We start from the raw sequence: 23,451 nt of genomic DNA, 5'->3' as shown, positions 1-23,451 counted from the left end.
GAACGATCAATCAGATTCCGTTTGATCGCGCTTGATTCAATAAAAAACAGCCGATTGTATCGGCTGTTCAAGGTTTAGGGAAAATCCTAAGCCTTATGGGGTTTACGCCCAGACACAAAATGGCTCACATCGTTGAACCCCGGCGTAGAAGCATGCCCCGGCGTCACCAGCGAATCGATAAATGCCTCATCCTCCGCCGTAATCTTCACCGCCTGCGCCTTGGTGTACGCATCCCACTGTTCTTCAGTGCGCGGCCCGACAATCGCCGACGTTACCGCACCGTTGTTCAGCACCCAGGCAATCGCAAACTCGACAATCCCGACCCCACGCTCTTTTGTGTATTGCTGAATCTGCTGGGCAATGCGCAACGACTCCACGCGCCACTCGGTTTCCAGAATTCGCTTGTCTTGGCGCCCGGCACGGCTGTTGGCGTCCGGCGTTACGTCCGGTGCGTATTTGCCGCTGAGCACGCCACGGGCCAGCGGGCTGTAAGGCACCACGCCGAGGCCGTAAGTCTGAGCGGCGGTGATCTGCTCGGTTTCGGCCTGGCGGTTGACGATGTTGTACAGCGGTTGGCTGATCACCGGGCGATCAACGCCGAGTTTGTCCGCCACGCGAATCACCTCGGCAATTCGCCAGCCACGATAGTTCGACAGGCCCCAATAACGGATCTTGCCCTGGCGAATCAGGTCGCCAATTGCCGAAATCGTCACTTCCAGCGGCGTGTTGTGGTCTTCGCGGTGCAGGTAATAGATGTCGAGATAATCGGTGCCGAGCCGGGTCAGGCTGGCCTCCAGGCCATTGAAGATATGTTTGCGGCTCAGACCGCTGCGGTTCGGCACGCCGTCCACCGGGCCGAAACCGACCTTGGTCGCCAGCACCCATTCATGACGATGACGGGCGATGGCTTCGCCGACGATTTCTTCCGAGCGACCGTTGGTGTAGACGTCGGCGGTGTCGATGAAGTTGATGCCTTGATCCCACGCCTTGTCGATGATGCGCAGCGAGTCTTCCGCGCTGGTCTGTTCGCCAAACATCATCGTGCCGAGGGTGAGGGTGGATACCTGCAACCCCGAGTGACCCAGTGTGCGATAGCTCATACCGAAATCCTTTTGTCGGTGGGAAAGCTCCCATCAAATACCAGAAGCATCCGACGCGGCAAAGTGAATTTATCGCCGCAATGCCTCGCACCGTTCGCGCAAAAATGCCTGCAACACCTTGACCCGCTCCGACACCTGCACCCGATGCGGGCACAGCAGATTGAACGGCACGTTCTCGCCGTGCCAGTCATCGAACAGCGTCACCAGCCGCCCGGCGCGCACGTCTTCGGCCACGTCGAGCCAGGCTTTGTAGGCGATGCCGTGCCCGGCGAGCGCCCAGCGGCGGGCGACTTCGCCGTCGTCGCTGAGGTAGTCGCCGCGTACTTCGACCTCGACCGTTTCGTCGTCGCGATGGAAGCGCCAGGTGTTATAAGGCCGGCCGTTGCGCAGGTAGAGCAGGGCGCTGTGCTCACTCAATTCGGCAGGATTTTGCGGTGTGCCGTGGCGCTCCAGATACGCGGGGCTGGCGCAGGCCACGCGCCGATGCTCAGGCAGGATTGGCAACGCCACCAGCGTCGAATCACTTGGCACGCCAAAGCGCAGCGCCACGTCCACCGTCTCGCGAAACAGATCCGCATGTCGGTCGTTGAGCAACAATTGCAGTTGAATGTGCGGGTGCTCGCGCTTGAAGTCGTCCAGCCACGGCAGCAACACATTGCGCCCGAAGTCCGACGGCGCCGCCAGTTGCAGCACACCGCTCAGGCCTTCGGTCTGCTGCTTCAGCGCCTGCTCGCCCTCGGCCAGGGTGGTCAGCGCCAGACGCACGCTTTCCAGATAGCGCCGGCCTTCTTCGGTCAGGCGCATGCTGCGGGTGGAGCGGGCGAACAGGCGGATGCCGAGGCGGGTTTCCAGGCGTTTTAATGCGATGCTGGCGGCGGCGGGAGTCAGCTCCAGTGCCCGGGCGGCGGCGGAAATGCTGCCGGAGTCGGCGGTGCGAACGAAGATTTCCAGGTCGAGGATCGAGCTCATTAGTAAAAATCCGTTGAAGATCCTTGGCGTTTTGCGGGATTTTTTCGGGATTGGCAAGCGCAGATACTGGAATTCTGAACAACCGCAGGAGACAGACATGACGTGGACATTTGATCATCTGGCCTTCAACACCGCTGACGGGCAGGCGCTGCAGGACGCTTTTGGCGGGTTATTGGGATTGGTGCCGGGGCGCCGGCCGCCCTTTCCGTTTCCCGGGCGGTGGTTGTATCAGGACGGGGAGGCGTTGGTGCATGTGATCGAGCAGCCGGCGCAGGATGAGGCGACGTTGAGTCATATTGCGTTTCGTACGGATGAAGACGCGGCGGTGGTTTTGAGGCGGGTGCAGGGGAGTGGGTTGCCGTATCAGGTGGCGCAGGTGCCGGAGGACGGGATCTGGCAGATTTTTGTGCAGATGCCGGGGGGATTGGTGCTGGAACTGGATGCAAAAACGGGGATCTTGTGAGCGTTTAATCGTGGCGTTTAAAGGACACGTTCAGACACGCACCTCAGGCTACACAACCTTGCGCCGTTGCCTACAACTGCGCCAGAATCCGCCGGCTTGTGCGCTTATAGGCCGGGTTTTATCGTTATCTCGTCGCTGAAAAACAGCGATGGGGTTTGGTAGCCCGGTTCTGACTTGTTGCGCAACTCACCGTATTCGGACGCTTATCCGTCCGTGCTTTTATGGTGGCCATGCGCGGGGCGCTTTCGAGCGCGCCGGTTCTCCAAGTCACCGGTCTACCAACCCGTGCATGGCCACCACCTCTTCGTTTGGTAGCGAAGTTTGATGGCTCCATTTTTCTGATTTGGAGATTCAAACGTGATCAAACCAACACCCAACCCACCCGAAGCCGACACCACCTCGCCCTACGAAACCCTCGATTCCAAGACATTCCACGAAGCCGCCGAACGCGCCCTCGATCACTACCTCAATCCGCTGCTCCCCAGAAAACCGCTGCTCAAACCCAACACCCGCTACCTCATCGCCCCCGGCATCGACAGCGAAGAACTGCTGGCCGACGCCTCTGAAACCCTGACCTGCGCCAAAACCATGGCCACTGACTTCGCCGGGCTGGTGGACGGCTCGCAGCGACATGTGCTGTTGGGCATTGCGCAACTGATCATGCTGAGTGAACTGGCGGTGAATCGGGCGCTGGATAATTTGGAGTTGAAGACAGAAACACCGCTCTAGCCAGATCCTTAGCCTGATCGTTCCCACGTCGAGGCGTCGAACCGTCCGCGTGGGAATGCAGCCCGGGACGCTCCGCGTCCCTTCCAGAGCTGGAACGCGGAGCGTTCCTTGAGGCATTCCCACGCGGAGCGTGGGAACGATCTAAATGAAAAACGGCCCGTAATGGGCCGTTTCTGTATTTCGACTAAGGCTTAAGCCCGCAACGTCCGCGTCATCCGCAACGCCAGCAGACTCCCGCCAACGATCACACCCGCCAGCAGATACAACGCCGCATCGGTCGAGCCGGTGCTGTCCTTGACCCAACCCACCAGATAAGGACTGAGGAATCCAGCCATCTGCCCCATGGAGTTGATCAACGCCAGACCGCCTGCCGCCGCGCCCGCGCTCAACATCGCTGTCGGCACCGGCCAGAACATCGGCAGACCGGTCAGCGCGCCCATGGTCGCAATGGTCAGACCTAGGATCGCAATCGGCGGGTTGGCCGCGAAGTTCACCGCGATCAGCAGGCCGATCGCACCCATCAGCATCGGCACCACCAAGTGCCAGCGACGTTCTTTGCGCAAGTCCGCCGAACGCCCGACCACCAGCATGAACACGGCGGCCAGCAGATAAGGAATCGCACTCAACCAGCCAATCACCAGGTTGTCGCTGAAGCCGAGGTTCTTGATGATCGACGGCAGCCAGAAGTTGATCGCGTAAACGCCGCTCTGGATGCAGAAGTAGATCAGGCCGAAGGCCCAGATCGCCGGGTTCTTGAACACGGCGATCAGCGAATCGGAAGTGGTTTTCGGTTTGTTTGCCAGGTCTTCCGCCTGATCGGCTTCCAGCACCGAACGCTCGTGCGGGGTCAGCCATTTGGCAGCGGCGAAGTTGTCGCTCAACAGGAAGTAGGCGAGTGCGCCGAGGATTACAGTCGGAATGCCTTGCAGCAGGAACATCCACTGCCAGCCGGCGAGGCCACCTTGGCCCGCAGCGAAGTGATTGAGGATCCAGCCGGAAAACGGGCTGCCGAGCAGGCCGGACACCGGAATCGCCGACATGAACAGCGCCATGATCCGGCCCCGGCGGAAGGTCGGGAACCACTGCGAGAGATACAGCACAACGCCCGGAAAGAACCCGGCTTCGGCTGCGCCGGTGAACAGGCGCAGGGTGTAGAACTGGGTCGGCGTGGTGACGAACAGCAGGCAGGTCGACAGCGTGCCCCAAGTGATCATCATCAGCGCGATCCAGCGCCGTGGGCCGAACTTGGTCAGCGCCAGGTTGCTCGGTACGCCGCACAGCACGTAGCCGATGAAGAAGATACCGGCACCGAGGCCGTACACGGTTTCGCTGAATTTCAGCGCGTCGAGCATCTGCAGTTTGGCGAATCCAACGTTGACCCGATCGAGGTAGTTGAACAGGTAGCAGATGAAGATGAAGGGGATCAAACGCAGGGTGATGCGTTTGTAGACGGCATTTTTATCGTCAGCGATGGTCTGGGCGGCAGCGGCGCTCTGCGACATGGCGGCTCTCTCTTTATTATGATTTTTTGCGATGCAAAGGGTAACGTTGATCGCCCTGAGAGTCTCGGCCACCTTTGGCCGGATTGTCTTTGTGCCTGAGCACAGGGTTTGCCGGCAGACCCTGTGCGGGTGAACAACCGTCCGCGCCTGTTTTCAAGGATTTTCCCCTTATGTTCGAACTCGACCACGACCTCGCCCAGGACATCGTCGACCGGGCCATGGCCATTTTGCCCTACAACGTCAACGTCATGGACAGCCAGGGGCTGATCCTCGGCAGCGGCGAACCGGAGCGGATCAACACCCGCCACGAAGGCGCGCAACTGGTGCTGGCCAACGGGCGGGTAGTGGAGATCGATGCGCAGACCGCCGTGCATCTGAAAGGCGTGCAGCCGGGGATCAATCTGCCGTTGCTGCTCGATCAGCGTTTGATCGGCGTACTCGGCATTACCGGCGAGCCAGAGCAACTGCGCACTTACGCCGAGCTCGTGCGCATGACCGCCGAAATGCTGGTCGGCCAGCGCAACCAGCAATCCGAACAGCAATGGCGACGGCAACGTTGCGATGACTTGCTTGCGTTGTTGCTGAGCGAGGCGGGGGATTCGCCAAGGCTGGTCGACGAGGCCCAGCAACTCGGGCTCAAACCGCAACTGACGCGGGTGCCGTATCTGTTTGAGCTGGGACTTGAACACGGGTCTGGACAAACCGTCGAGGCACTGAGTGCCTGGCTGATGTCGCGCTATCCCGACAGTTGGTGCGTAAGTTCGGCCAAGTCGTCGCTGCTGTGGTGCCGGCCGGCGAGTCAGAACGTCGAGCATGATCGCCTGCTGGAAAAACTCGATGGCCTGGGCTGGAACATCCTGCGCATCGCCGTCGGCGGGCAGGCCGATGGGTTGGCCGGGTTGCGCCGTTGCTATCGGCGGGTCGGCGATTTGCTCGCCTATGGCCGAGAAGTATTGCCGCACTCAAGACTGCTGACCCTCAATCGCTACCGCTTGCCGGTGATGCTCTGGCGCCATCGCAACGATGATGCGCTGGATGAACTGCTCAAACCGTTGCGCAAGGTCATCGCCAAGGACAGCAACGGCCAGTTGCTCGCGACCCTGCGCAGCTGGTGCGACCACGACGGCCAGAGCCAGGCCTGCGCCGATGCTTTGGGGATTCACCGCAACAGCCTGCGTTACCGGATGGAGCGGATTGCCGAGTTGAGCGGGGTCGATCCGCTGAAGCTCGATGGCATGTTGGCGCTGTATCTCGGGGTGCAATTGCTGCCGCAGACCGACGATTTGTCGAAATGAACAATAAACGCCCGCGCCACTTGTGCAGCGGACAGGCGTCAACGTTCCAAGCGACTGGCAGCATGAGGGGCATTGGAACTGGAGAATTCGCATGAAAATCGTCATCGCCCCCGATTCGTTCAAGGACAGCCTGAGTGCCCAAGGCGTTGCAGAAGCCATCGCGCTGGGCGTGGCGCAGGTCTGGCCGCAGGCGACGCTGGTCAAATGCCCGATGGCCGACGGTGGCGAAGGGACGGTGGAGTCGATTCTCGACGCCTGCGAGGGCGAGTTGCGCCGCACCCGTGTACGCGGCCCATTGGGCGCGGCGGTCGAAGCCGCATGGGGCTGGCTGCCGCACAACCACACCGCGATCATCGAAATGGCCGAAGCCAGCGGCCTGCAACTGGTGCCGCCGGGTCAACGCGATGCGTGCATCAGCAGCACGTTCGGCACCGGAGAATTGATCCGTGCGGCGCTCGATGCCGGCGCACAACGGGTGATTCTGGCCATCGGCGGCAGTGCCACCAACGACGGCGGCGCCGGTGCGATGCAGGCGCTGGGCGTGAAACTGCTGGATGCTCAAGGGCAATCGCTGGTGCCGGGTGGTCTGGCGCTGGCGCAACTCGCACGACTGGATCTCAGCGAACTTGACCCGCGTCTGGCACAGGTGCGCTTCGACATCGCCGCCGACGTCAACAATCCGCTGTGTGGCCCCCATGGCGCCTCGGCGATTTTCGGTCCGCAGAAAGGCGCGTCACCGGCGCAAGTGCAGCAACTGGATCACGCCCTCGGCCACTTCGCCGAACTCTGCGCGCAAGCGCTGGGCAAGGATGTTCGGGGCGAGCCGGGTAGCGGTGCGGCGGGTGGGCTGGGTTTTGCCGCCAAGGCTTTCCTCGGCGCACGGTTCCAGGCCGGGGTTGAAGTGGTCGCGGAACTGGTCGGGCTGGCGGATGCAGTAAAAGGTGCGGATCTGGTGATTACCGGCGAAGGGCGCTTCGATGCCCAGACCCTGCGCGGCAAAACACCGTTCGGCGTGGCGCGGATCGCCAAACAACACGGCGTACCGGTGATCGTCATTGCCGGGACTTTGGGCGAGGGCTATCAGGCACTCTACGAGCACGGCATCGACGCAGCTTTCGCCGTCACCAGCGGCCCGATGACACTTGAACAAGCCTGCGCCGAAGCGCCGCGCCTGTTGCACGAACGCGCGACAGACATTGCGCGCGTCTGGTGCATGGCAACCCCGGACTGACCTGTCACTCATCATCTAAAACGACGGGTGTTTCACCGCTGAAACACCTGCAACACTTTGAAAAATATTTCATCTTTACCCGCAAACTTCCTCAAGCCTGGCCGATAAAGAAATCAGGCGCACAACACTTCCAAAAACAGTGACGCCGGACTGAAGCCCGCCCCCATGGGCCAGTGATCACGGCATGGACGCTCGTAGTTTCAATCATCCGAGAGTCCTCCTATGTCCTTGCGTAATCTGAATATCGCGCCCCGTGCTTTCCTCGGTTTTGCCTTTATTGCTCTGCTTGTGATCGTGCTCGGCGTGTTCGCCGTCAATCGCATGTCGATCATCCGTCAGGCGTCCCTGGAGATGGAGTCGACACAGTTGCCCAGCGTCACTCAACTCGCCGTAGTGACGGAAAACGTCCTGCGACTGCGCATTCTCTCGTTCCGCATTCTGGTCAACCGAGACCCTGCCGGCTTGCAGGAAGCCCAGACCCGCATCGGCGTGCTGGTGGACAAGGTACGTACCGCCCAGGCGAGTTACGCGGCACTGCCGGCCGGTTCGGAAGAACGCGCGCTGTATCAGACATTCGCGACGACCCTCGACAATTACCTGCAAGCCCAAAACCAGATGATCGACTTGTCGCGCCAGGACAAGGTCGATGAGATGCGTACCCTGATCAACACGAAGATCAAGGACGGCACCGACAAAATGGGCGAACAGCTCAACCAACTGATTGCAATCAACTCGGCCGACGCGAAAACCGCGTCGTCCCAGGCCGGTGACCAGTACAGCGGCGCGATCACCGGGATCATTGTGGTGGCCGTGATTGCCGCGTTGCTGACCGTAGTGCTGGCCTGGCTGCTGACCCGCAGCATCGTCACCCCGCTGAACCGCGCCGTCGCTGCCGCCCAAACCATCGCCGACGGCAACCTGACCAAACCCATCGAAGTCGACGGCAAGGACGAGCCGGCGCGCCTGCTTGAAGCCCTGGCCGCGATGCAGACCAACTTGCGCAAGACCATCGAACAGATTGCCGGCTCCGCCACGCAACTCGGCGCCGCTGCCGAAGAGCTCAGCGCCGTGACCGAAGAAGCGTCCCGTGGCCTGCAACAGCAGAACGACGAAATCGAACAGGCTGCCACTGCCGTCAACGAAATGACCGCTGCGGTGGAAGAGGTGGCGCGCAACGCGGTGTCGACCTCCGAAGCGTCGAACCAGTCGACTCACGCCGCCCGCGAAGGTCGTGATCAGGTGGTGAAGACCGTCGACGCGATCCAGACCATGACCCACGACGTGCAGAACACCGCACAGATGATCGAAGGCCTGGCGGCTCAGGGCCGCGACATCGGCAAGGTGCTGGACGTGATCCGCGCTATCGCTGAACAGACCAACCTGCTGGCACTCAACGCCGCCATTGAAGCGGCCCGTGCCGGTGAAGCCGGGCGCGGTTTCGCCGTGGTCGCGGACGAGGTTCGTGCCCTGGCTCATCGCACCGCGCAATCGACTCAGGAAATCGAAAAAATGGTCGCCGGCATCCAGAACGGCACGGGCGAAGCGGTCGAGTCGATGCAGCAAAGCAACCAGCGCACCCAGACGACGCTGGAAATGGCCCGTGCCGCCGGCGTTGCGCTGGAACAGATCACGCAATCGATTCACCAGATCAACGAGCGCAATCTGGTGATCGCCAGCGCTTCGGAAGAGCAGGCACAGGTGTCCCGCGAGGTTGACCGCAACCTGGTGAATATCCGCGATCTGGCTACGCAATCAGCCGCCGGCGCCAACCAGACCAGCGCCGCGACCCACGAACTGTCACGTCTGGCGGTGGATTTGAATGCGATGGTGGCGCGGTTTGTGATTTGACCTAGGGTGTAGGCTGGAGACCGCGCAATCAGGAGACGTACATGCGCTATTCAGCCTTGACCCAACGAATCGCCGGGGAGGGAGCAGCGGCCTGGCGGATTCACGACCGAGCGCTGGAGCTGCGCGCCGAAGGGGTCGATGTGTTGCTGCTGTCGGTGGGTGATCCGGATTTCGATACACCCTTGCCGATCATCCACGGCGCCATCGACAGCCTGCTGGCGGGCGATACCCATTATTCCGAAGTGCGCGGCCGGCTGGCGCTGCGCAAACGGATTGCCGAACGCCATCGGCGAAAAAGTGGCCAGGATGTGGACGCTGATCATGTGATTGTGCTGCCCGGCGCGCAATGCGCCGTGTATTCGGTGGCGCAATGTCTGCTGGATCCGGGCGATGAAGTCATCGTCGCCGAGCCGATGTACGTGACTTATGAAGGCGTGTTCGGTGCTTGCGGCGCAATCGTGGTGCCGGTGCCGGTTCGTCCGGAAAACGGTTTTCGTGTCGACCCGGCAGATGTCGCAGCGCGGATCACCCCGAAGACTCGGGCCATGTTGCTCAACAGCCCCAACAATCCTTCCGGCGCCAGTCTGTCGTTGCTGATCTGGCAGGAGCTGGCAGCGCTGTGCATCCGTCATGACCTGTGGCTGATCAGCGATGAGGTCTACAGCGAATTGTTATACGAAGGCCAGCACGTCAGCCCGGCGAGCCTGCCGGGCATGGCCGAGCGCACCGCCACCATAAACAGCCTGTCGAAATCCCATGCCATGACCGGTTGGCGGATCGGCTGGATGATCGGGCCAAAGCCGTTGGCCGAGCATCTGGTGAACCTGTCGTTGAGCATGCTGTTCGGTCTGCCGGATTTTGTGCAGAAAGCAGCGCAGATCGCGCTGGAGAAGGATCTGCCGGAAGTGACGCAGATGCGCGAGGAATACCGGTTGCGCCGGGATCTGGTGTGCGAACGCTTGCACGACTGTCCGGGGTTGTACCCGATCAAACCGGATGGCGGGATGTTCGTGATGGTCGACGTGCGCCAGACCGGGCTCGGTGCGCAGGGTTTTGCCGAGCGGCTGCTGGAAGGGTATGGCGTTTCGGTGCTGGCGGGGGAGGCGTTCGGGCCGAGTGCGGCGGGGCATATTCGCATCGGGTTGGTGGTGGATCGGGTGAAGCTGGCGGATGCGTGTTCGCGGATCGCCTTGTGCGCTGCGCAGCTTTTGCAACTGCGAAGTGCCTGACCTCGATCGTTCCCACGCGCAAGCAACTACACCGATCGTTCCCATGCTCCGCGTGGGAATGCCTCAAGGGACGCTCCGCGTTCCAGCTCTGGAAGGGACGCGGAGCGTCCCGGGCTGCATTCCCACGCAGAGCGTGGGAACGATCAACGTGGGGGATTGACCAGGTTGGCGGGCCTGTCACCCGCCAACGCCGCCAACAGGTTCTCCACCGCACACCGCGCCATTGCCTCGCGCGTCTCATGGGTTGCCGAGCCCATGTGCGGCGTCGCTACCACGTTGTTCAACTGCAACAACGGCGAGTCATGATTCAACGGCTCGCGTTCGAACACATCGAGCCCCGCCGCGCGAATCCGGTTATGTCGCAAGGTGTCGATCATCGCGCCTTCGTCCACCACCTTGCCCCGCGAGATGTTGATGAAGATGCTTTCGGGGCGCATCAGCGCAAACTGTTCGGCGCCGATCAAACCTTCAGTCTGCGCGGTCAACGGCAACGTCAGACAAATGAAATCCGCTTGTCGCAGCAACTCCTCCAGACTGCGGTACTGCGCATCGAAACGTTCTTCGACCGCCGGTTTGCGCGACTGACTGTGATAGATCACCGGCATCCCGAACCCGAAATGCCCACGCTGCGCCAGCGCTTCGCCGATCCGCCCCATGCCGATAATGCCCAACGTCTTGCCATGCACGTCGGTGCCGAAATGCGCCGGGCCGATGCTGCGATGCCAGTGCCCGCCGCGCACCATGTTCGCCAGTTCAACCACGCGCCGGGCCGTGGCCAATATCAGGGCGAATCCGGTGTCGGCGGTGGTTTCGGTGAGCACGTCCGGGGTGTTGGTCAGCAGGATTTTGCGCCGGGTCAGGTAGTCGATGTCGTAGTTGTCGACGCCCACCGACACGCTGGAAATCGCTTCGAGCTTCGGCGCCAGATCGAGCAGCGCCGCGTCCAGTTTCAGGCTGGCGCCGAGCAAGCCGTGGGCGCCCGGCAGGGCGTCGCGCAGTTTCATCAGGCCAGTGGCGTCGAGGCTGTCAATCAGCGTTACATCAACCTGCTCCTGCAGATGCGCCATCAGCGCCGGCGACAGTTTCTTGTACAACACAACCTGCTTTTTCATCGCAGTCATCTCTCTATCAATTCAGGAATGGGCCGGCAGCGGACGCGGTGCGCCGCGCTTGGCCGTCACCCGGTCGCTGGCGCCGGGCTTGAGAAAAATCGTCAGCACTACCGAGAGCATCAGCGCGCCGCTCATCAGCAGATACGAAGCGCCGGGCGAACCGGTGGAGCTGTTCAGGTAACCGACCAGATACGAGCCGCCGAACGAACCGAGGGCGCCCATGCTGTTGATCAGCGCCATGGCGCCACCGGCCACGTTGGCCGGAAGGATCTCCGGGACGATGGCGAAGAACGGCCCGTAAGGCGCGTACATGCAGGCGCCGGCAATCACCAGCAGCGTGTACGACCACCAGAAATGCTCGGCGCCCAAAGCGTAGGAGCCGTAGAACGCCACCGAGGCAATCAGCAATGGCGGCCAGACGAAGCGTTTACGCTTTTGAAGTTTGTCCGAGCCCCACGACACCAGCAGCATGCCGATCACTGCCGCCAGATAAGGCAACGCCGACAGCCAGCCGGCCTCGATCATGTCCATCTGCGCGCCGGCCTTGAGGATCGATGGCAGCCACAGCACGAAGCCGTAGACGCCGATGCTCCAGCAGAAAAACTGCAGCGCCAGAATGATCACCTTCGGCGAGCGGAAGGCTTCGGCGTAGTTCTTCACCGCTTTGATTCCGACTTGTTCGGCGGCGAGAGCGCTTTCCAGATCGTGCTTTTCCTGGTCGTTGAGCCACTTGGCCTGGGCCGGGCGATCGTCGGCGAGTTTCCACCAGATGAACGCCCAGAGCACCGCCGGCAAGCCTTCGATGATGAACATCCAGCGCCAGCTGAAGTGCTGCACCAGATAGCCCGAAACCACCGACATCCAGAGCATCGTCACCGGGTTGCCGAGGATCAGGAAGGTGTTGGCCCGCGAACGTTCGGCACGGGTGAACCAGTGGCAGAGATAGACCAGCATCGCCGGCATCACTGCCGCTTCGACCACGCCGAGCATGAAGCGGATGACGATCAGCCAATACGCGTTGGAGACCACACCGGTCAGCGTGGCGAGCCCGCCCCAGAGAATCAGGCTGACGAAAATCAGCTTCTTCACGCTGTGCTTTTGCGCGTAGATCGCGCCGGGCACCTGGAAGAAAAAGTACCCGAGGAAGAACAGCGCGCCGAGCAGCGAGGACAGGCCCGGGGTGATCATCAGGTCTGCGGCCATTCCGGAGGCGGCGGCGAAACCGTAGTTGGCCCGATCCAGGTACGCCAGGCTGTAGGTGATGAACACGATCGGCATGATGTACCACCAGCGGCGGGTGGCGAGGGTTGCGGTTTTCATGGTCTTGCTCCTGAGCTTGTTGTTTTTGTCGCAGCAGGTTCAATGGTTTATTGCATGCTCGTTCCCACGCTCCGCGTGGGAATGCCTACGGGGACGCTCCGCGTCCCATGTGACGCAGAGCGTCACGGGCTGCATTCCCACGCAGGAGCGTGGGAACGATCAGCAGGGAGTTCGGATCGGGTCGGCAAACCCTCCATGTCGCCACGGCTCTGCACCGCGCGACTGCCAATCCAGTTGGCACGTCTGACCGCTTCGGGAAAGCTCTGATGCTCCAGCAGGGCGCTGATCATTCCGACCGCAAATCCATCGCCGGCGCCGACCGTATCGACCACAGTCTCGACCGGCACCCCGGCGACAAACCCCTGATCCAGATGCGTGCGGTAGTAGGCGCCCTGCGGCCCGAGTTTGATGGCCACGGCTTCGGCACCCTGATCGAGGTAAAACGCAGCAATATCCGCCGGGTCTTCAAACCCGGTCAGCAAGCGACCTTCACTCAACCCCGGCAACACCCAGTGGGCGAGGGCGGCGAGGCGGTTGATCTCGGTGATCATCTCCCGCTCGCTGGCCCACAGGCTCGGGCGCAGGTTCGGATCGAACGACACACTGCGCCCGGCGTTGCGCATGCGGGTCATCAATTCACGGGACATTTCCCGGGCCGATGCCGAAAGCGCCGGCGGAATGCCGGTAGCGTGCAGATGCCGGGCGCCGAGCAGCGTCGGAGTGATCGACTGCGGTGACAGATGACTGGCCGCCGAGCCCCGACGGAAGTACTCGACCGTCGGATCGCTGCCGTCATCGTTGCGCGACTTGAGCTGGAAACCGGTCGGGTGCGCGTTGTCGACTTCCACATGGCTGCAATCCAGTCCTTCGCGAACCAGGGTCTCGACGACAAATCGTCCCAGCGAATCGGCACCGACCCGGCTCAGCCAGGCAACGTTGAAACCCAGCCGGGACAACCCGATGGCCACGTTGCTGTCGGCCCCGGCAATCCGCCTGTGGAACTGATCGACGAATGCCAGATCACCGCTCTGTTCGGCGACAAACATGGCCATGGTTTCACCGAACGACAGAATATCGATCTCAGACATGAGCAGGCTCCAGGCGGGATTGGCCGAGGCGGGCAAGGGCAGCGACGTGTTCGGTGGTGAGTTGCACCAGGTCCTCGCCCTGCAACGGGTATTCGGCGGCGCGCATGACCCCTTGGGCCATGTGCCGCAGCAGTTGTTCCCACAGATGCAGGTCGGTGGCGGCCGGCGGAACCGCAACCAGTTTGCCGTCGGCACGGCGGGCCACGGCTTTGCAATGCACATAACCGACGTGGCGGCCCAGCAGTCGTGCAGCGCTGTTGGCGGACTGGTCTTGCCACTGCCAGTTGCCGATATCGAAAGTCATTTTGATGGGCAGGCTGTGTTGTTCGACGGCGGCGAAGAAACGCTGGAACGGCTCGATGCGACCACCGTGCAGGGTCTGATCGTTCTCCACCAGCAGTTTCACCGGGCTTTGCGAGAGGATTTGCGCGAGGGTCTGCAGATCGTTGTTGTCGGTGAAAAAGCCAAGGGAAACTTTCAGCCACTTCGAACCGAATGCTTCGGCATTGTGCAACGCGGTGATGAGTTCGGGATTGGGCCGCGACTGACCGGCGAGCCACAGTTCGGTGGGCGAGGAATAGATGCTTTGCAGGCTTTGAGCTTGCGTGGCGGCGGCGAGTTGTCCAGGGACTTCATTGGTCAGCAGTTCTTCGCGCCATTCGATGCGATTGGCGCCGGCGCTGGCCAGCACTTCGATGAATGAAGCCTGGCCACGCTGGCGAACAAGGTCGGCGCCGTAGCTGGACAAACTGATGGAAACGGCAGGTTTATTCATTGTTATCTACCTCTGAAACCGGTTTCATTTTTGTTCAAAAAAAACATCAAGTTGTGCAGTGCTCTTTCGGGCCCCTTCGCGGGCAAGTCGAGTCGTCGCACCGCCGCTCCCACAGATATCGCGTCATTCACAGTTCTCAAGTTCACCCGAACACCTGTGGGAGCTGGCTTGCCAGCGACAGGGCCTGATCAGTCAGCCGATTTCCATTGGGTGGAACCGCGCTCAATGAGCACCGGCGCAAAATCCAGTGTCCGCGCCGCCTCGATATCCCCACGCAACCGCTTGAGCAAACACTCAAACGCCCGCGCACCAATGTCCTCTGTAGGCTGGGCGAGTGCGGTAATCCCGCTGCCCACCAACGGATACCAATCCAGATCATCCAGCGCGATCAACCCGACATCCTCGAACAACCGGCAGCCAACCCCGCGCAAGGCCAGTGTGCACGCCAGCGCCGCCACGCCATTGGCGCAGAACAGGGCTTTCGGGCCCGAATCAGGTGTGTTCAAAAAGGTTTGAAGATCGCTCGCAAGGCTTGGGCCGGTTTCCACCACCGCGCCACGCATGTCTTCGCGCTGGCCAATCTGCTGCTGAAAACTGCTGACCCGCTCGATCCGTGAACTGGTGCCGTCATAGGGCTCAGTCACCAGCAGCACGTCGCGGTAGCCGCGCTGCTGAAGATGTTCCAGCGCCATTTCGATGGCTTGCGGATTGTTCAACCCGACCATGTCGCTGTCGAGCCCGTCGACCTTGCGATCCACTAGCACCAGAGGCATTTCCCGCTTCAGCTCATCCAGTTCATCCCGGTGATGGCCCAGGGTGTTCACGATCAACCCTTCGATGTTGTACGAGCGCAGCAGCGCCAGGTGCTGGCGTTCCTGCTCGTCATCGCGATCGGTGTTGCACACCACCAGGCTGTAACCGTGTCGGCGGCAGGCAGTTTCCACCCCGTGCATCACGGCAATCGAATAAGGGTTGCGGATATCGGCCACCAGCATGCCGATCAGGCGGGTGCGGCCGCGCTTCAAACCACGGGCCATTTGATTGGGACGGTAGCCGAGTTCGGCAATCGCCTGCTCGATGCGTTGGGCGATGGCATCGGAGAGCAGGGCGCGGTCATCGCCGATGAAGCGCGAGACGCTGGCCTTGGACACGCCAGCGTGTTCGGCGACGTCAAGCATGGTCACGCGGCTGCGCTGGGCGGCGGAGAAGTCGTTCACGGTTTGTAACCTTGTTATTGGATTTGTCAGGTCGGATCACTGTATCTGGATCTGAAACCGGTTTCAGGAAACACCAGAAGAGAATCGATCGTCAAGTGAATGATCGGGAGAAATTCGTAAGTCGCCGACAAATGGCGTTTCGCAGGGAGCCGCTGACGTCAGCCAAACAAGCCGGCGGCGATGTTGATCGAGAACCCCAGAATCGCCGTATTGAACACAAACCCGATCAATGACTGCGCCAGCACGATCTTGCGGATCTCCCGCGTAGCCACACCGACATCCGCCGTCTGCACCGCCACGCCGATGGTGAACGAGAAGTACAAAAAGTCCCAGTAATTGGGTGTGGTCAGGCCCTCGGCAAATCGCAGCGCCGGCTCCTTGCCGTCCCAGGTGTAAAACAGCCGGGCATAGTGAACGCAGAAAATCACCCCGATCAGCAGCCATGAGCCGATGACCGTCAATGCGGTAAAACCGTAATGCAGAAGTTTGCGGGTGGTTTCCAGATCCTTGCTGCCAGCAAGCTCGACGGTAATGGCCGCCAGGCTGGTCAAAGCGGCAATGCAGACGACGAACAGCACCAACCCGGCATTTTCATCCTCGACTTCGGCGATGCGTCTGACGTCCGGCGCTTTGGCGCGGATGGTCAGCCAAAGCATCAGGATCAGGTACGTCCAGACTCCGGCGTTCCAGCCGATGAGGATTTTGCTGATAACGGAGTCGGCCGGGGCCAGCAGGCCTGCGGCAAGGCCGAGCAAGGCGGCAGCGGAGAGGCGAGGGTGGGTGCGGGCGAGGAAGCGCATGGGGACTCGATGGGCCAGGGTGGTTCAGACACCTTAGCCCAGCGCGGCGACCTCTGGCCACCGCGCCGGGAGCGCTCGATTACTCAGGCTTGGTGAACCGGCGCACAAGCTTGATCACGACAACGAAGAACACCGGTACAAAGATTACCGCCAACGTCGCGGTAATCATCCCGCCGATCACCCCGGTACCAATCGCCTGCTGGCTCGCCGAACTCGCGCCGGTGGCAATCGCCAACGGCACCACACCCAGAATGAACGCCAGCGAGGTCATGACAATCGGCCGCAGCCGCAGGCGTGCCGCTTGCAGCGTGGCGTCAATCAGATCGTGACCTTCGTCATACAGACTCTTGGCAAACTCGATGATCAGGATCGCGTTCTTCGCCGACAGGCCGATGATGGTGATCAGGCCGACCTTGAAGAACACATCGTTAGGCATCCCGCGCAAAGTCACCGCCAGCACTGCGCCGAGCACACCGAGCGGCACCACCAGCAGCACGGAAGTCGGAATCGACCAGCTCTCGTACAACGCCGCCAGGCACAGGAACACGATCAGCAACGACAACCCGAGCAGGATCGGCGCCTGACTGCCGGACAAACGCTCCTGCAGCGACAGACCGGTCCATTCCTGACCCATGCCTTTCGGCCCTTGCGCTACCAGTCGTTCGATCTCCGCCATGGCCTCGCCGGTACTGTGGCCGGGTTTCGGCTCACCGGAAATCGAGATTGCCGGGTAGCCGTTGTAGCGGGTCAGCTGCGCAGGGCCCTGAGTCCATGTGGCTCGGACAAATGCCGACAGCGGCACCATTTTCCCGGCGTCGTTGCGCACGTGCATTTTCAGCAGATCATCGACCTGACTGCGGCGATCGCCTTCAGCCTGTACGACAACGCGTTGCATCCGCCCCTGATTGGGGAAGTCATTGACGTACGAAGAACCGATGGCAGTGGACAGCACGTTGCCGACGTCGGCGAACGAAATGCCCAGCGCGTTGGCCTGTTTGCGGTCCACTTCCAGTTGCACTTGCGGCGCTTCGGCCAGGGCGCTTTCACGCACGTTCATCAGGATCGGGCTTTTCTCTGCGGCTTCCAGCAGTTGGGTGCGTGCCTCCATCAAGGTTGCGTGGCCGAGGCCGCCGCGATCCTGCAGGCGAAATTCGAAGCCGCTGGAAGTGCCGAGGCCGTCCACCGGCGGCGGCAGCACCGAAAACGCCATCGCATCCTTGATCTGACTCAGGGCGATGTTGGCGCGGTCGGCAATCGAACTGGCCGAATCATCGCTGCCACGCTGTGACCAGTCCTTGAGCGTGGTGAACGCCAGTGCGGCGTTCTGCCCGCTACCGGAGAAGCTGAAACCCAGGATCACCACGCTGTCACTGATGCCCGGTTCGCCATTGTTGTGCGCTTCGAGCTGCTCGGCGACCTGCACGGTACGATTCTTGGTCGCGCCCGGCGGCAGCTGAATGTCGGTGATGGTGTAACCCTGATCCTCGACTGGCAGGAACGAGGAGGGCAGACGCGCAAAGCACAGGCCCAGCCCCACCAGCAGCACAACGTAAATCAGCAGGTAACGCCCGGTGCGTTTCAGCGCGTAGCCGACCCAGCCCTGATAGCGATCGGTCAGTTGCTCGAAGCGGCAATTGAACCAGCCGAAGAACCCGGTCTTCTCGTGATGTTCACCCTTGGCGATCGGCTTGAGCAGCGTTGCGCACAGTGCCGGGGTCAAGGTCAGGGCAAGGAACGCCGAGAACAGAATCGAAGTGGCCATCGACAGCGAGAACTGCCGGTAAATCACGCCCACCGAACCCTGCATGAACGCCATCGGAATGAACACCGCCACCAGCACCAGCGTGATACCGATGATCGCGCCGGTAATCTGCCGCATCGCCTTGCGCGTCGCCTCTTTGGGCGACAGGCCTTCGGTGGCCATGATCCGTTCGACGTTCTCCACCACGACGATGGCGTCGTCCACCAGAATGCCGATGGCCAGCACCATGCCGAACATGGTCAGCACGTTGATCGAGAAGCCCAGCGCGAGCATGGTCGCGAAGGTGCCCATCAGCGCCACCGGCACCACCAGCGTCGGGATCAGGGTGTAGCGGATGTTCTGCAGGAACAGGAACATCACCGCAAACACCAGCAACATCGCCTCGCCGAGGGTGTAAACCACTTTGGTGATCGAGACCTTCACGAATGGCGAAGTGTCGTAGGGGATCTTGTATTCCACGCCAGTCGGGAAGTAGCGCGACAGTTCATCCATCTTCGCCCGGATCAAAGTGGCGGTGCTGAGGGCGTTGGCGCCCGGCGACAGTTGCACGCCGACGGCGGTGGACGGCTTGCCGTTCAGGCGGGTGCCGAACTGGTATTCCTGGCTGCCGATCTCGACCCGCGCCACATCCTTGATGCGTACGGTGGAACCATCCGGATTGGCCTTGAGCACGATGTCGGCGAACTCTTCCGGCGTCGACAGTTGGCCCTTGACCAGAATCGTCGCGGTGATCTCCTGAGTGCTCGGGTTCGGCAGATCGCCGATGCTGCCCGCCGAGACCTGGGCGTTCTGCGCGACGATGGCGGCGTTGACGTCAGCCGGCGTCAGGTTGAAACCGATTAGCTTCTGCGGATCGACCCAGATCCGCATCGCCCGCTCGGCGCCATACAGCTGGGCCTTGCCGACGCCGTCGATGCGCTTGATCTCGTTCATCACGTTGCGCGCCAGATAATCGCTGAGCGCCACGTCGTCGAGCTTGCCGTCACTGGACGTGAGGGTGATCAGCAACAGGAAGCCGGCGGAGACTTTCTCCACCTGCAAACCTTGCTGATTGACCGCTTGCGGCAGGCGCGACTCGACCACTTTCAGGCGGTTCTGCACATCGACCTGCGCCAGTTCCGGGTTGGTGCCCGGCTGGAACGTGGCCTTGATGGTGGCGCTGCCGAGACTGCTCTGCGATTCGAAATACAGCAGGTGATCGGCGCCGTTAAGCTCTTCCTCAATCAGGCTGACCACGCTTTCGTCGACGGTCTGCGCCGAGGCGCCCGGGTACACGGCATAGATTTCGATCTGCGGCGGCGCGACGTCGGGGTATTGCGCCACCGGCAATTGCGGGATGGCCAGCGCACCGGCCAACAGGATGAACAACGCGACGACCCAGGCGAACACCGGGCGGTCGATAAAGAACTGCGGCATAGAAGAGCGTCCTGCTTACTGACCAGAGGTCTGGGCAAGTGGAAGAGGGGTGTCGTCGATCTGCACCACTTCGCCCGGGCGGGCGTGTTGCAGGCCTTCGATGACAATGCGGTCGCCGGCCTTCAGGCCACCGGTGACGATCCAGCGGTCGTTCTGTACGGCGCCCAGTTGCACCGGTTGCAGGGCGACGCGCTTCTGATCGTCGACGGTCAGTACCTGCGCCACACCGGCGCTGTCACGCTGCACCGCGCGTTGCGGCACGGTCAATCCGTGCTCAATCACGCCTTGTTCCAGACGCACGCGAACATAGCTGCCGGGCAACAGGTCCAGGTCGGGGTTGGGAAACTCGCTGCGCAGAATAATCTGCCCGGTGCCCGGATCGACGGTGATGTCGCTGAACAGCAACTTGCCCGGCAGCGGATAGAGGCTGCCATCGTCCTGAATCAACGTGGCCTTGACCTGATCCTGGCCGACCTGCTGCAACTGGCCGGAACGGAAGGCCCGGCGCAGCTCATTCAGTTCGCGGGTCGACTGGGTGAGGTCGGCGTGGATCGGGTTCAGTTGCTGGATCAGCGCCATGGGCGTGGTTTCGTTCTGGCCGACCAGCGCGCCTTCGGTCACCAAGGCACGACCGACGCGCCCGGAAATCGGCGCGGTAACGGTGGCGTAGCCCAGGTTCAGCTTCGCGCGCTCGACGGCCGCCTTGTTGGCCGCAACGTCGGCAGCGGTTTGCCGGGCATTGGCACGGGCGTTGTCGTAGTCCTGAGCGCTGATGGCCTTGTCGTCGATCAACCGGGCGTAGCGCTGTTCCTGCAGTTTTGCCTGGAACGCGTTGGCCTCGGCCTTGCGCAGGGCCGCTTCGGCGCTATCGAGGTCAGCCTTGAACGGTGCCGGATCAATGCGGAACAACACGTCACCCTTTTTAACGTCGCTGCCTTCGCGGAAGGTGCGTTGCAGCACGACGCCAGCCACCCGGGCACGGACTTCGGCGATGCGTGGTGCGGCAATCCGCCCGCTGAGTTCGCTGCTGATCGACAGGGGGCGCGCCTCAAGGGTTTCGATCCGCACGGTGGCCGGCGGTGCCTGTTCCTCGGCGTTCGAGGATTTATCACAGGCACTCAGCGTCAGCGCCAATGCGATCAGGCCGAGCCCGGCCAGCAGATTCTTCGACATGTACAACCCCCAATATTGATCTGCGCATCCTACGGACAGTCGCCGAGGGTAGCGGTGAAGCTTTGTAGGTGCTGTGTGAAATTGTGTAAGGGTTTTGCTCAGGGACGAGTGAGGGCGTATATCCTTTACGCCTTGAATTATTTCGTGACTGTTAAGCCGCTTTCGCGAGCAAGCTCGCTCCCACAGGTTTTGTGAACGACACAAATTCAATGTGGGAGCGAGCTTGCTCGCGAAGAGGTCCTGACAAACACCACTGCAATATCTGGATCATCAATGCCCAACATCCTCCTGGTCGAAGACGACACCGCCCTCGCCGAACTGATCTCCAGCTATCTCGAGCGCAACGGCTATTCCGTCAGCGTGATCGGCCGGGGCGACCATGTGCGCGAACGGGCAAGGCTCAATCCGCCGGACCTGGTGATCCTCGACCTGATGCTGCCGGGCCTGGATGGCTTGCAGGTCTGTCGCTTGTTGCGCGCCGACTCGGCAACGCTGCCGATCCTGATGCTCACCGCTCGTGACGACAGCCACGATCAGGTGCTGGGCCTGGAAATGGGCGCCGACGATTACGTGACCAAACCCTGCGAGCCGCGCGTCTTGCTGGCGCGGGTCCGTACTTTGTTGCGTCGAAGCAGCCTCGGCGAACCGATGACCGCCAACGACCGGATTCTGATGGGCAATCTGTGCATCGACCTGTCGGAGCGCACCGTGACCTGGCGCGAGCAACCGGTCGAACTGTCCAGCGGCGAATACAACCTGCTGGTGGTGCTGGCCCGTCATGCCGGCGAAGTGCTGAGTCGTGACCAGATCCTGCAACGCCTGCGCGGCATCGAGTTCAACGGCACCGATCGTTCGGTGGACGTGGCGATTTCCAAGCTGCGACGCAAGTTCGACGACCATGCCGGCGAGGCGCGCAAGATCAAGACCGTGTGGGGCAAGGGTTATCTGTTCAGCCGTTCCGAGTGGGAATGCTGATTCGATGTTCAGAATCCTGTTTCGCCTCTACCTGGTAACGATCGTTTCCTACAGCGCGGCGATCTATCTGGTGCCGGATCTGGTAGTGATGGCGTTCAGGGACCGCTTCGTGACTTACAACCTCGACTATTCCCGGGGCCTGCAGTCGCTGATCACCAAGCAGTTTCACGCTGCGCCGCAGGATCAGTGGCCCGCGGTTGCGGCGTCGATGGACAAGGATTTCCAGCCGCTGCACATCGTCCTCGCCCGTATCGATAACGCCGACTTCACCCCGATTGAACAAGAGCGCCTGCGTCGCGGGGAAAACGTGGTGCGCATCGGTGACTGGGGCTGGCGGACGCTGGCGGTCACGCCGCTGAACGACGAAATGGCGGTGCAGATGGTGGTGCCGCCGGATCCGATGGACGTGAACCTGTTGTACTGGAGCATCAACGTACTGATCGGCGCGAGTCTGCTGGCGTGCCTGTTGCTCTGGTTTCGCCCGCACTGGCGCGATCTGGAACGCCTCAAGGGCACGGCCGAACGTTTCGGCAAGGGCCATTTGAGCGAACGTACGCAGATTGGCCCGAATTCGAACATCGGCAGTCTGGCCCACGTGTTCGACACCATGGCCGGCGACATCGAAAACCTGCTCAACCAGCAGCGGGATCTGCTCAACGCGGTGTCCCACGAACTGCGCACGCCGCTGACCCGCCTGGACTTCGGCTTGGCGCTGGCGCTGTCCGATGACTTGCCGCAAGCCAGCCGCGAACGCCTGCAAGGGTTGGTCGCGCACATTCGTGAACTGGATGAATTGGTGCTGGAGCTGCTGTCCTACAGCCGCCTGCAGAATCCGGCGAAGCTGCCGGAGCAGGTCGAAGTGTCGCTGGACGAATTCATTGACAGCATTCTGGGCAGCGTCGACGAAGAACTGGAATCCCCGGAAATCGTCATTGATGTGCTGCTGCACAATCAGCTGGAACGCTTCTCTCTCGACCCGCGCCTGACGGCCCGGGCGATTCAGAACCTGCTGCGCAACGCCATGCGCTACTGCGAAAAACGCATTCAGATTGGCGTGCAAGTGTGCCCGAAGGGGTGCGAGATCTGGGTGGATGACGACGGGATCGGCATTCCGGAAGACGAGCGGGAGCGGATTTTCGAGCCGTTCTATCGCCTGGATCGCAGCCGCGATCGGGCGACCGGCGGCTTTGGCCTGGGGCTGGCGATCAGCCGTCGGGCGCTCGAGGCGCAGGGCGGTACGCTGACGGTGGAAGGCTCGCCGTTGGGCGGGGCGCGGTTCAGGCTCTGGCTGCCAACCCCGACCTGATGATCGCTGAGTTCCCACCCAGAGCGCTGATCGTTCCCACGCTCTGCGTGGGAATGCCGCCTAGGACGCTCCGCGTCCTTTGTGACGCAGAGCGTCACCGTATGCATTCCCACGCGGAGCGTGGGAACGATCAGCAAGTCG

General features: G+C 61.6%; 19 protein-coding genes and 1 pseudogene. 9 read left to right on the top strand and 11 right to left on the bottom strand.

Annotated features, from left to right (window positions below; genetic code table 11):
* Positions 1 to 86: 86 nt before the first annotated feature.
* Together I5961_RS14605 and I5961_RS14600 are read right to left on the bottom strand one after the other, a co-directional pair.
* Positions 87 to 1,100 (bottom strand): aldo/keto reductase, encoded by a 1,014-nt coding sequence (locus I5961_RS14605; RefSeq protein WP_085696030.1) that lies wholly within the window; start codon positions 1,098 to 1,100, stop codon positions 87 to 89.
* Positions 1,101 to 1,169: 69 nt separating this feature from the next.
* Positions 1,170 to 2,069: a LysR family transcriptional regulator gene (locus tag I5961_RS14600; RefSeq protein ID WP_227232651.1), complete on the bottom strand. Its 900-nt coding sequence runs from the start codon at positions 2,067 to 2,069 to the stop codon at positions 1,170 to 1,172.
* Positions 2,070 to 2,166: 97 nt separating this feature from the next.
* Here I5961_RS14600 and I5961_RS14595 point away from each other — a divergent pair, with 97 nt between their 5' ends.
* On the top strand, positions 2,167 to 2,532 hold the full coding sequence (locus tag I5961_RS14595; RefSeq protein ID WP_227232650.1) for a hypothetical protein: 366 nt from the start codon (positions 2,167 to 2,169) through the stop codon (positions 2,530 to 2,532).
* A 357-nt stretch (positions 2,533 to 2,889) separates the two neighbouring features.
* Positions 2,890 to 3,261, top strand: a complete 372-nt coding sequence (locus tag I5961_RS14590) for a DUF6124 family protein (RefSeq protein WP_227232649.1) — start codon at positions 2,890 to 2,892, stop codon at positions 3,259 to 3,261.
* A gap of 191 nt (positions 3,262 to 3,452) precedes the next feature.
* Here the strand turns inward: I5961_RS14590 and I5961_RS14585 are convergent, their stop codons facing one another.
* Positions 3,453 to 4,763 carry an MFS transporter gene (locus I5961_RS14585; RefSeq protein ID WP_085702003.1) on the bottom strand — a complete coding sequence of 437 codons (1,311 nt, stop codon included), beginning with the start codon at positions 4,761 to 4,763 and terminating at the stop codon, positions 3,453 to 3,455.
* A gap of 170 nt (positions 4,764 to 4,933) precedes the next feature.
* Between I5961_RS14585 and I5961_RS14580 the strand changes: the two genes are divergently transcribed.
* The 5 genes and pseudogenes from I5961_RS14580 (at position 4,934) to I5961_RS14565 (ending at position 10,366) form a co-directional block, all read left to right on the top strand.
* Positions 4,934 to 6,058, top strand: coding sequence for a sugar diacid recognition domain-containing protein (locus tag I5961_RS14580; protein WP_085702004.1), 1,125 nt, complete (start codon positions 4,934 to 4,936; stop codon positions 6,056 to 6,058).
* A gap of 91 nt (positions 6,059 to 6,149) precedes the next feature.
* On the top strand, positions 6,150 to 7,289 hold the full coding sequence (locus tag I5961_RS14575) for a glycerate kinase (RefSeq protein ID WP_227232648.1): 1,140 nt from the start codon (positions 6,150 to 6,152) through the stop codon (positions 7,287 to 7,289).
* 222 nt (positions 7,290 to 7,511) lie between these two features.
* Positions 7,512 to 8,279, top strand: a pseudogene (locus I5961_RS28820) (MCP four helix bundle domain-containing protein); the annotation flags it as partial.
* Positions 8,274 to 9,137 carry a methyl-accepting chemotaxis protein gene (locus I5961_RS28815; protein ID WP_371917911.1) on the top strand — a complete coding sequence of 288 codons (864 nt, stop codon included), beginning with the start codon at positions 8,274 to 8,276 and terminating at the stop codon, positions 9,135 to 9,137. The pseudogene I5961_RS28820 and the gene I5961_RS28815, both read left to right, overlap by 6 nt.
* A 41-nt stretch (positions 9,138 to 9,178) precedes the next feature.
* On the top strand, positions 9,179 to 10,366 hold the full coding sequence (locus I5961_RS14565) for a pyridoxal phosphate-dependent aminotransferase (RefSeq protein ID WP_227232647.1): 1,188 nt from the start codon (positions 9,179 to 9,181) through the stop codon (positions 10,364 to 10,366).
* A 143-nt stretch (positions 10,367 to 10,509) separates the two neighbouring features.
* On the opposite strand, the gene I5961_RS14560 is transcribed toward I5961_RS14565, so the two are convergent.
* The 8 genes from I5961_RS14560 to I5961_RS14525 all read right to left on the bottom strand — a co-directional run bounded on the left by I5961_RS14560 (position 10,510) and on the right by I5961_RS14525 (position 21,029).
* Positions 10,510 to 11,478: a 2-hydroxyacid dehydrogenase gene (locus I5961_RS14560; RefSeq protein ID WP_227232646.1), complete on the bottom strand. Its 969-nt coding sequence runs from the start codon at positions 11,476 to 11,478 to the stop codon at positions 10,510 to 10,512.
* Positions 11,479 to 11,499: 21 nt separating this feature from the next.
* Positions 11,500 to 12,798 carry an MFS transporter gene (locus I5961_RS14555; protein ID WP_085696041.1) on the bottom strand — a complete coding sequence of 433 codons (1,299 nt, stop codon included), beginning with the start codon at positions 12,796 to 12,798 and terminating at the stop codon, positions 11,500 to 11,502.
* Between the two features lie 122 nt (positions 12,799 to 12,920).
* Entirely contained in the window at positions 12,921 to 13,886 is a 966-nt protein-coding gene (locus I5961_RS14550; RefSeq protein WP_227232645.1) for a sugar kinase, read from the bottom strand.
* Positions 13,879 to 14,661 (bottom strand): sugar phosphate isomerase/epimerase family protein, encoded by a 783-nt coding sequence (locus I5961_RS14545; protein WP_227232644.1) that lies wholly within the window; start codon positions 14,659 to 14,661, stop codon positions 13,879 to 13,881. Before I5961_RS14545 ends, I5961_RS14550 begins: the two co-directional genes overlap by 8 nt.
* A 188-nt stretch (positions 14,662 to 14,849) precedes the next feature.
* On the bottom strand, positions 14,850 to 15,878 hold the full coding sequence (locus tag I5961_RS14540; RefSeq protein WP_319633867.1) for a LacI family DNA-binding transcriptional regulator: 1,029 nt from the start codon (positions 15,876 to 15,878) through the stop codon (positions 14,850 to 14,852).
* 158 nt (positions 15,879 to 16,036) lie between these two features.
* Positions 16,037 to 16,678: a DUF1345 domain-containing protein gene (locus I5961_RS14535; RefSeq protein WP_085696045.1), complete on the bottom strand. Its 642-nt coding sequence runs from the start codon at positions 16,676 to 16,678 to the stop codon at positions 16,037 to 16,039.
* A gap of 79 nt (positions 16,679 to 16,757) precedes the next feature.
* Positions 16,758 to 19,856: an efflux RND transporter permease subunit gene (locus I5961_RS14530; protein WP_227232643.1), complete on the bottom strand. Its 3,099-nt coding sequence runs from the start codon at positions 19,854 to 19,856 to the stop codon at positions 16,758 to 16,760.
* 15 nt (positions 19,857 to 19,871) lie between these two features.
* Entirely contained in the window at positions 19,872 to 21,029 is a 1,158-nt protein-coding gene (locus I5961_RS14525; RefSeq protein ID WP_085702012.1) for an efflux RND transporter periplasmic adaptor subunit, read from the bottom strand.
* A gap of 273 nt (positions 21,030 to 21,302) precedes the next feature.
* Between I5961_RS14525 and I5961_RS14520 the strand changes: the two genes are divergently transcribed.
* Together I5961_RS14520 and I5961_RS14515 are read left to right on the top strand one after the other, a co-directional pair.
* Positions 21,303 to 22,004 carry a response regulator transcription factor gene (locus I5961_RS14520; RefSeq protein WP_007960391.1) on the top strand — a complete coding sequence of 234 codons (702 nt, stop codon included), beginning with the start codon at positions 21,303 to 21,305 and terminating at the stop codon, positions 22,002 to 22,004.
* A 4-nt stretch (positions 22,005 to 22,008) separates the two neighbouring features.
* Positions 22,009 to 23,310 carry an ATP-binding protein gene (locus I5961_RS14515; protein WP_227232642.1) on the top strand — a complete coding sequence of 434 codons (1,302 nt, stop codon included), beginning with the start codon at positions 22,009 to 22,011 and terminating at the stop codon, positions 23,308 to 23,310.
* Positions 23,311 to 23,451: the final 141 nt, after the last annotated feature.

The organism is Pseudomonas sp. IAC-BECa141 (assembly GCF_020544405.1).
GTDB lineage: Bacteria > Pseudomonadota > Gammaproteobacteria > Pseudomonadales > Pseudomonadaceae > Aquipseudomonas.
This window is presented reverse-complemented; position numbering and strand designations above follow the sequence as displayed.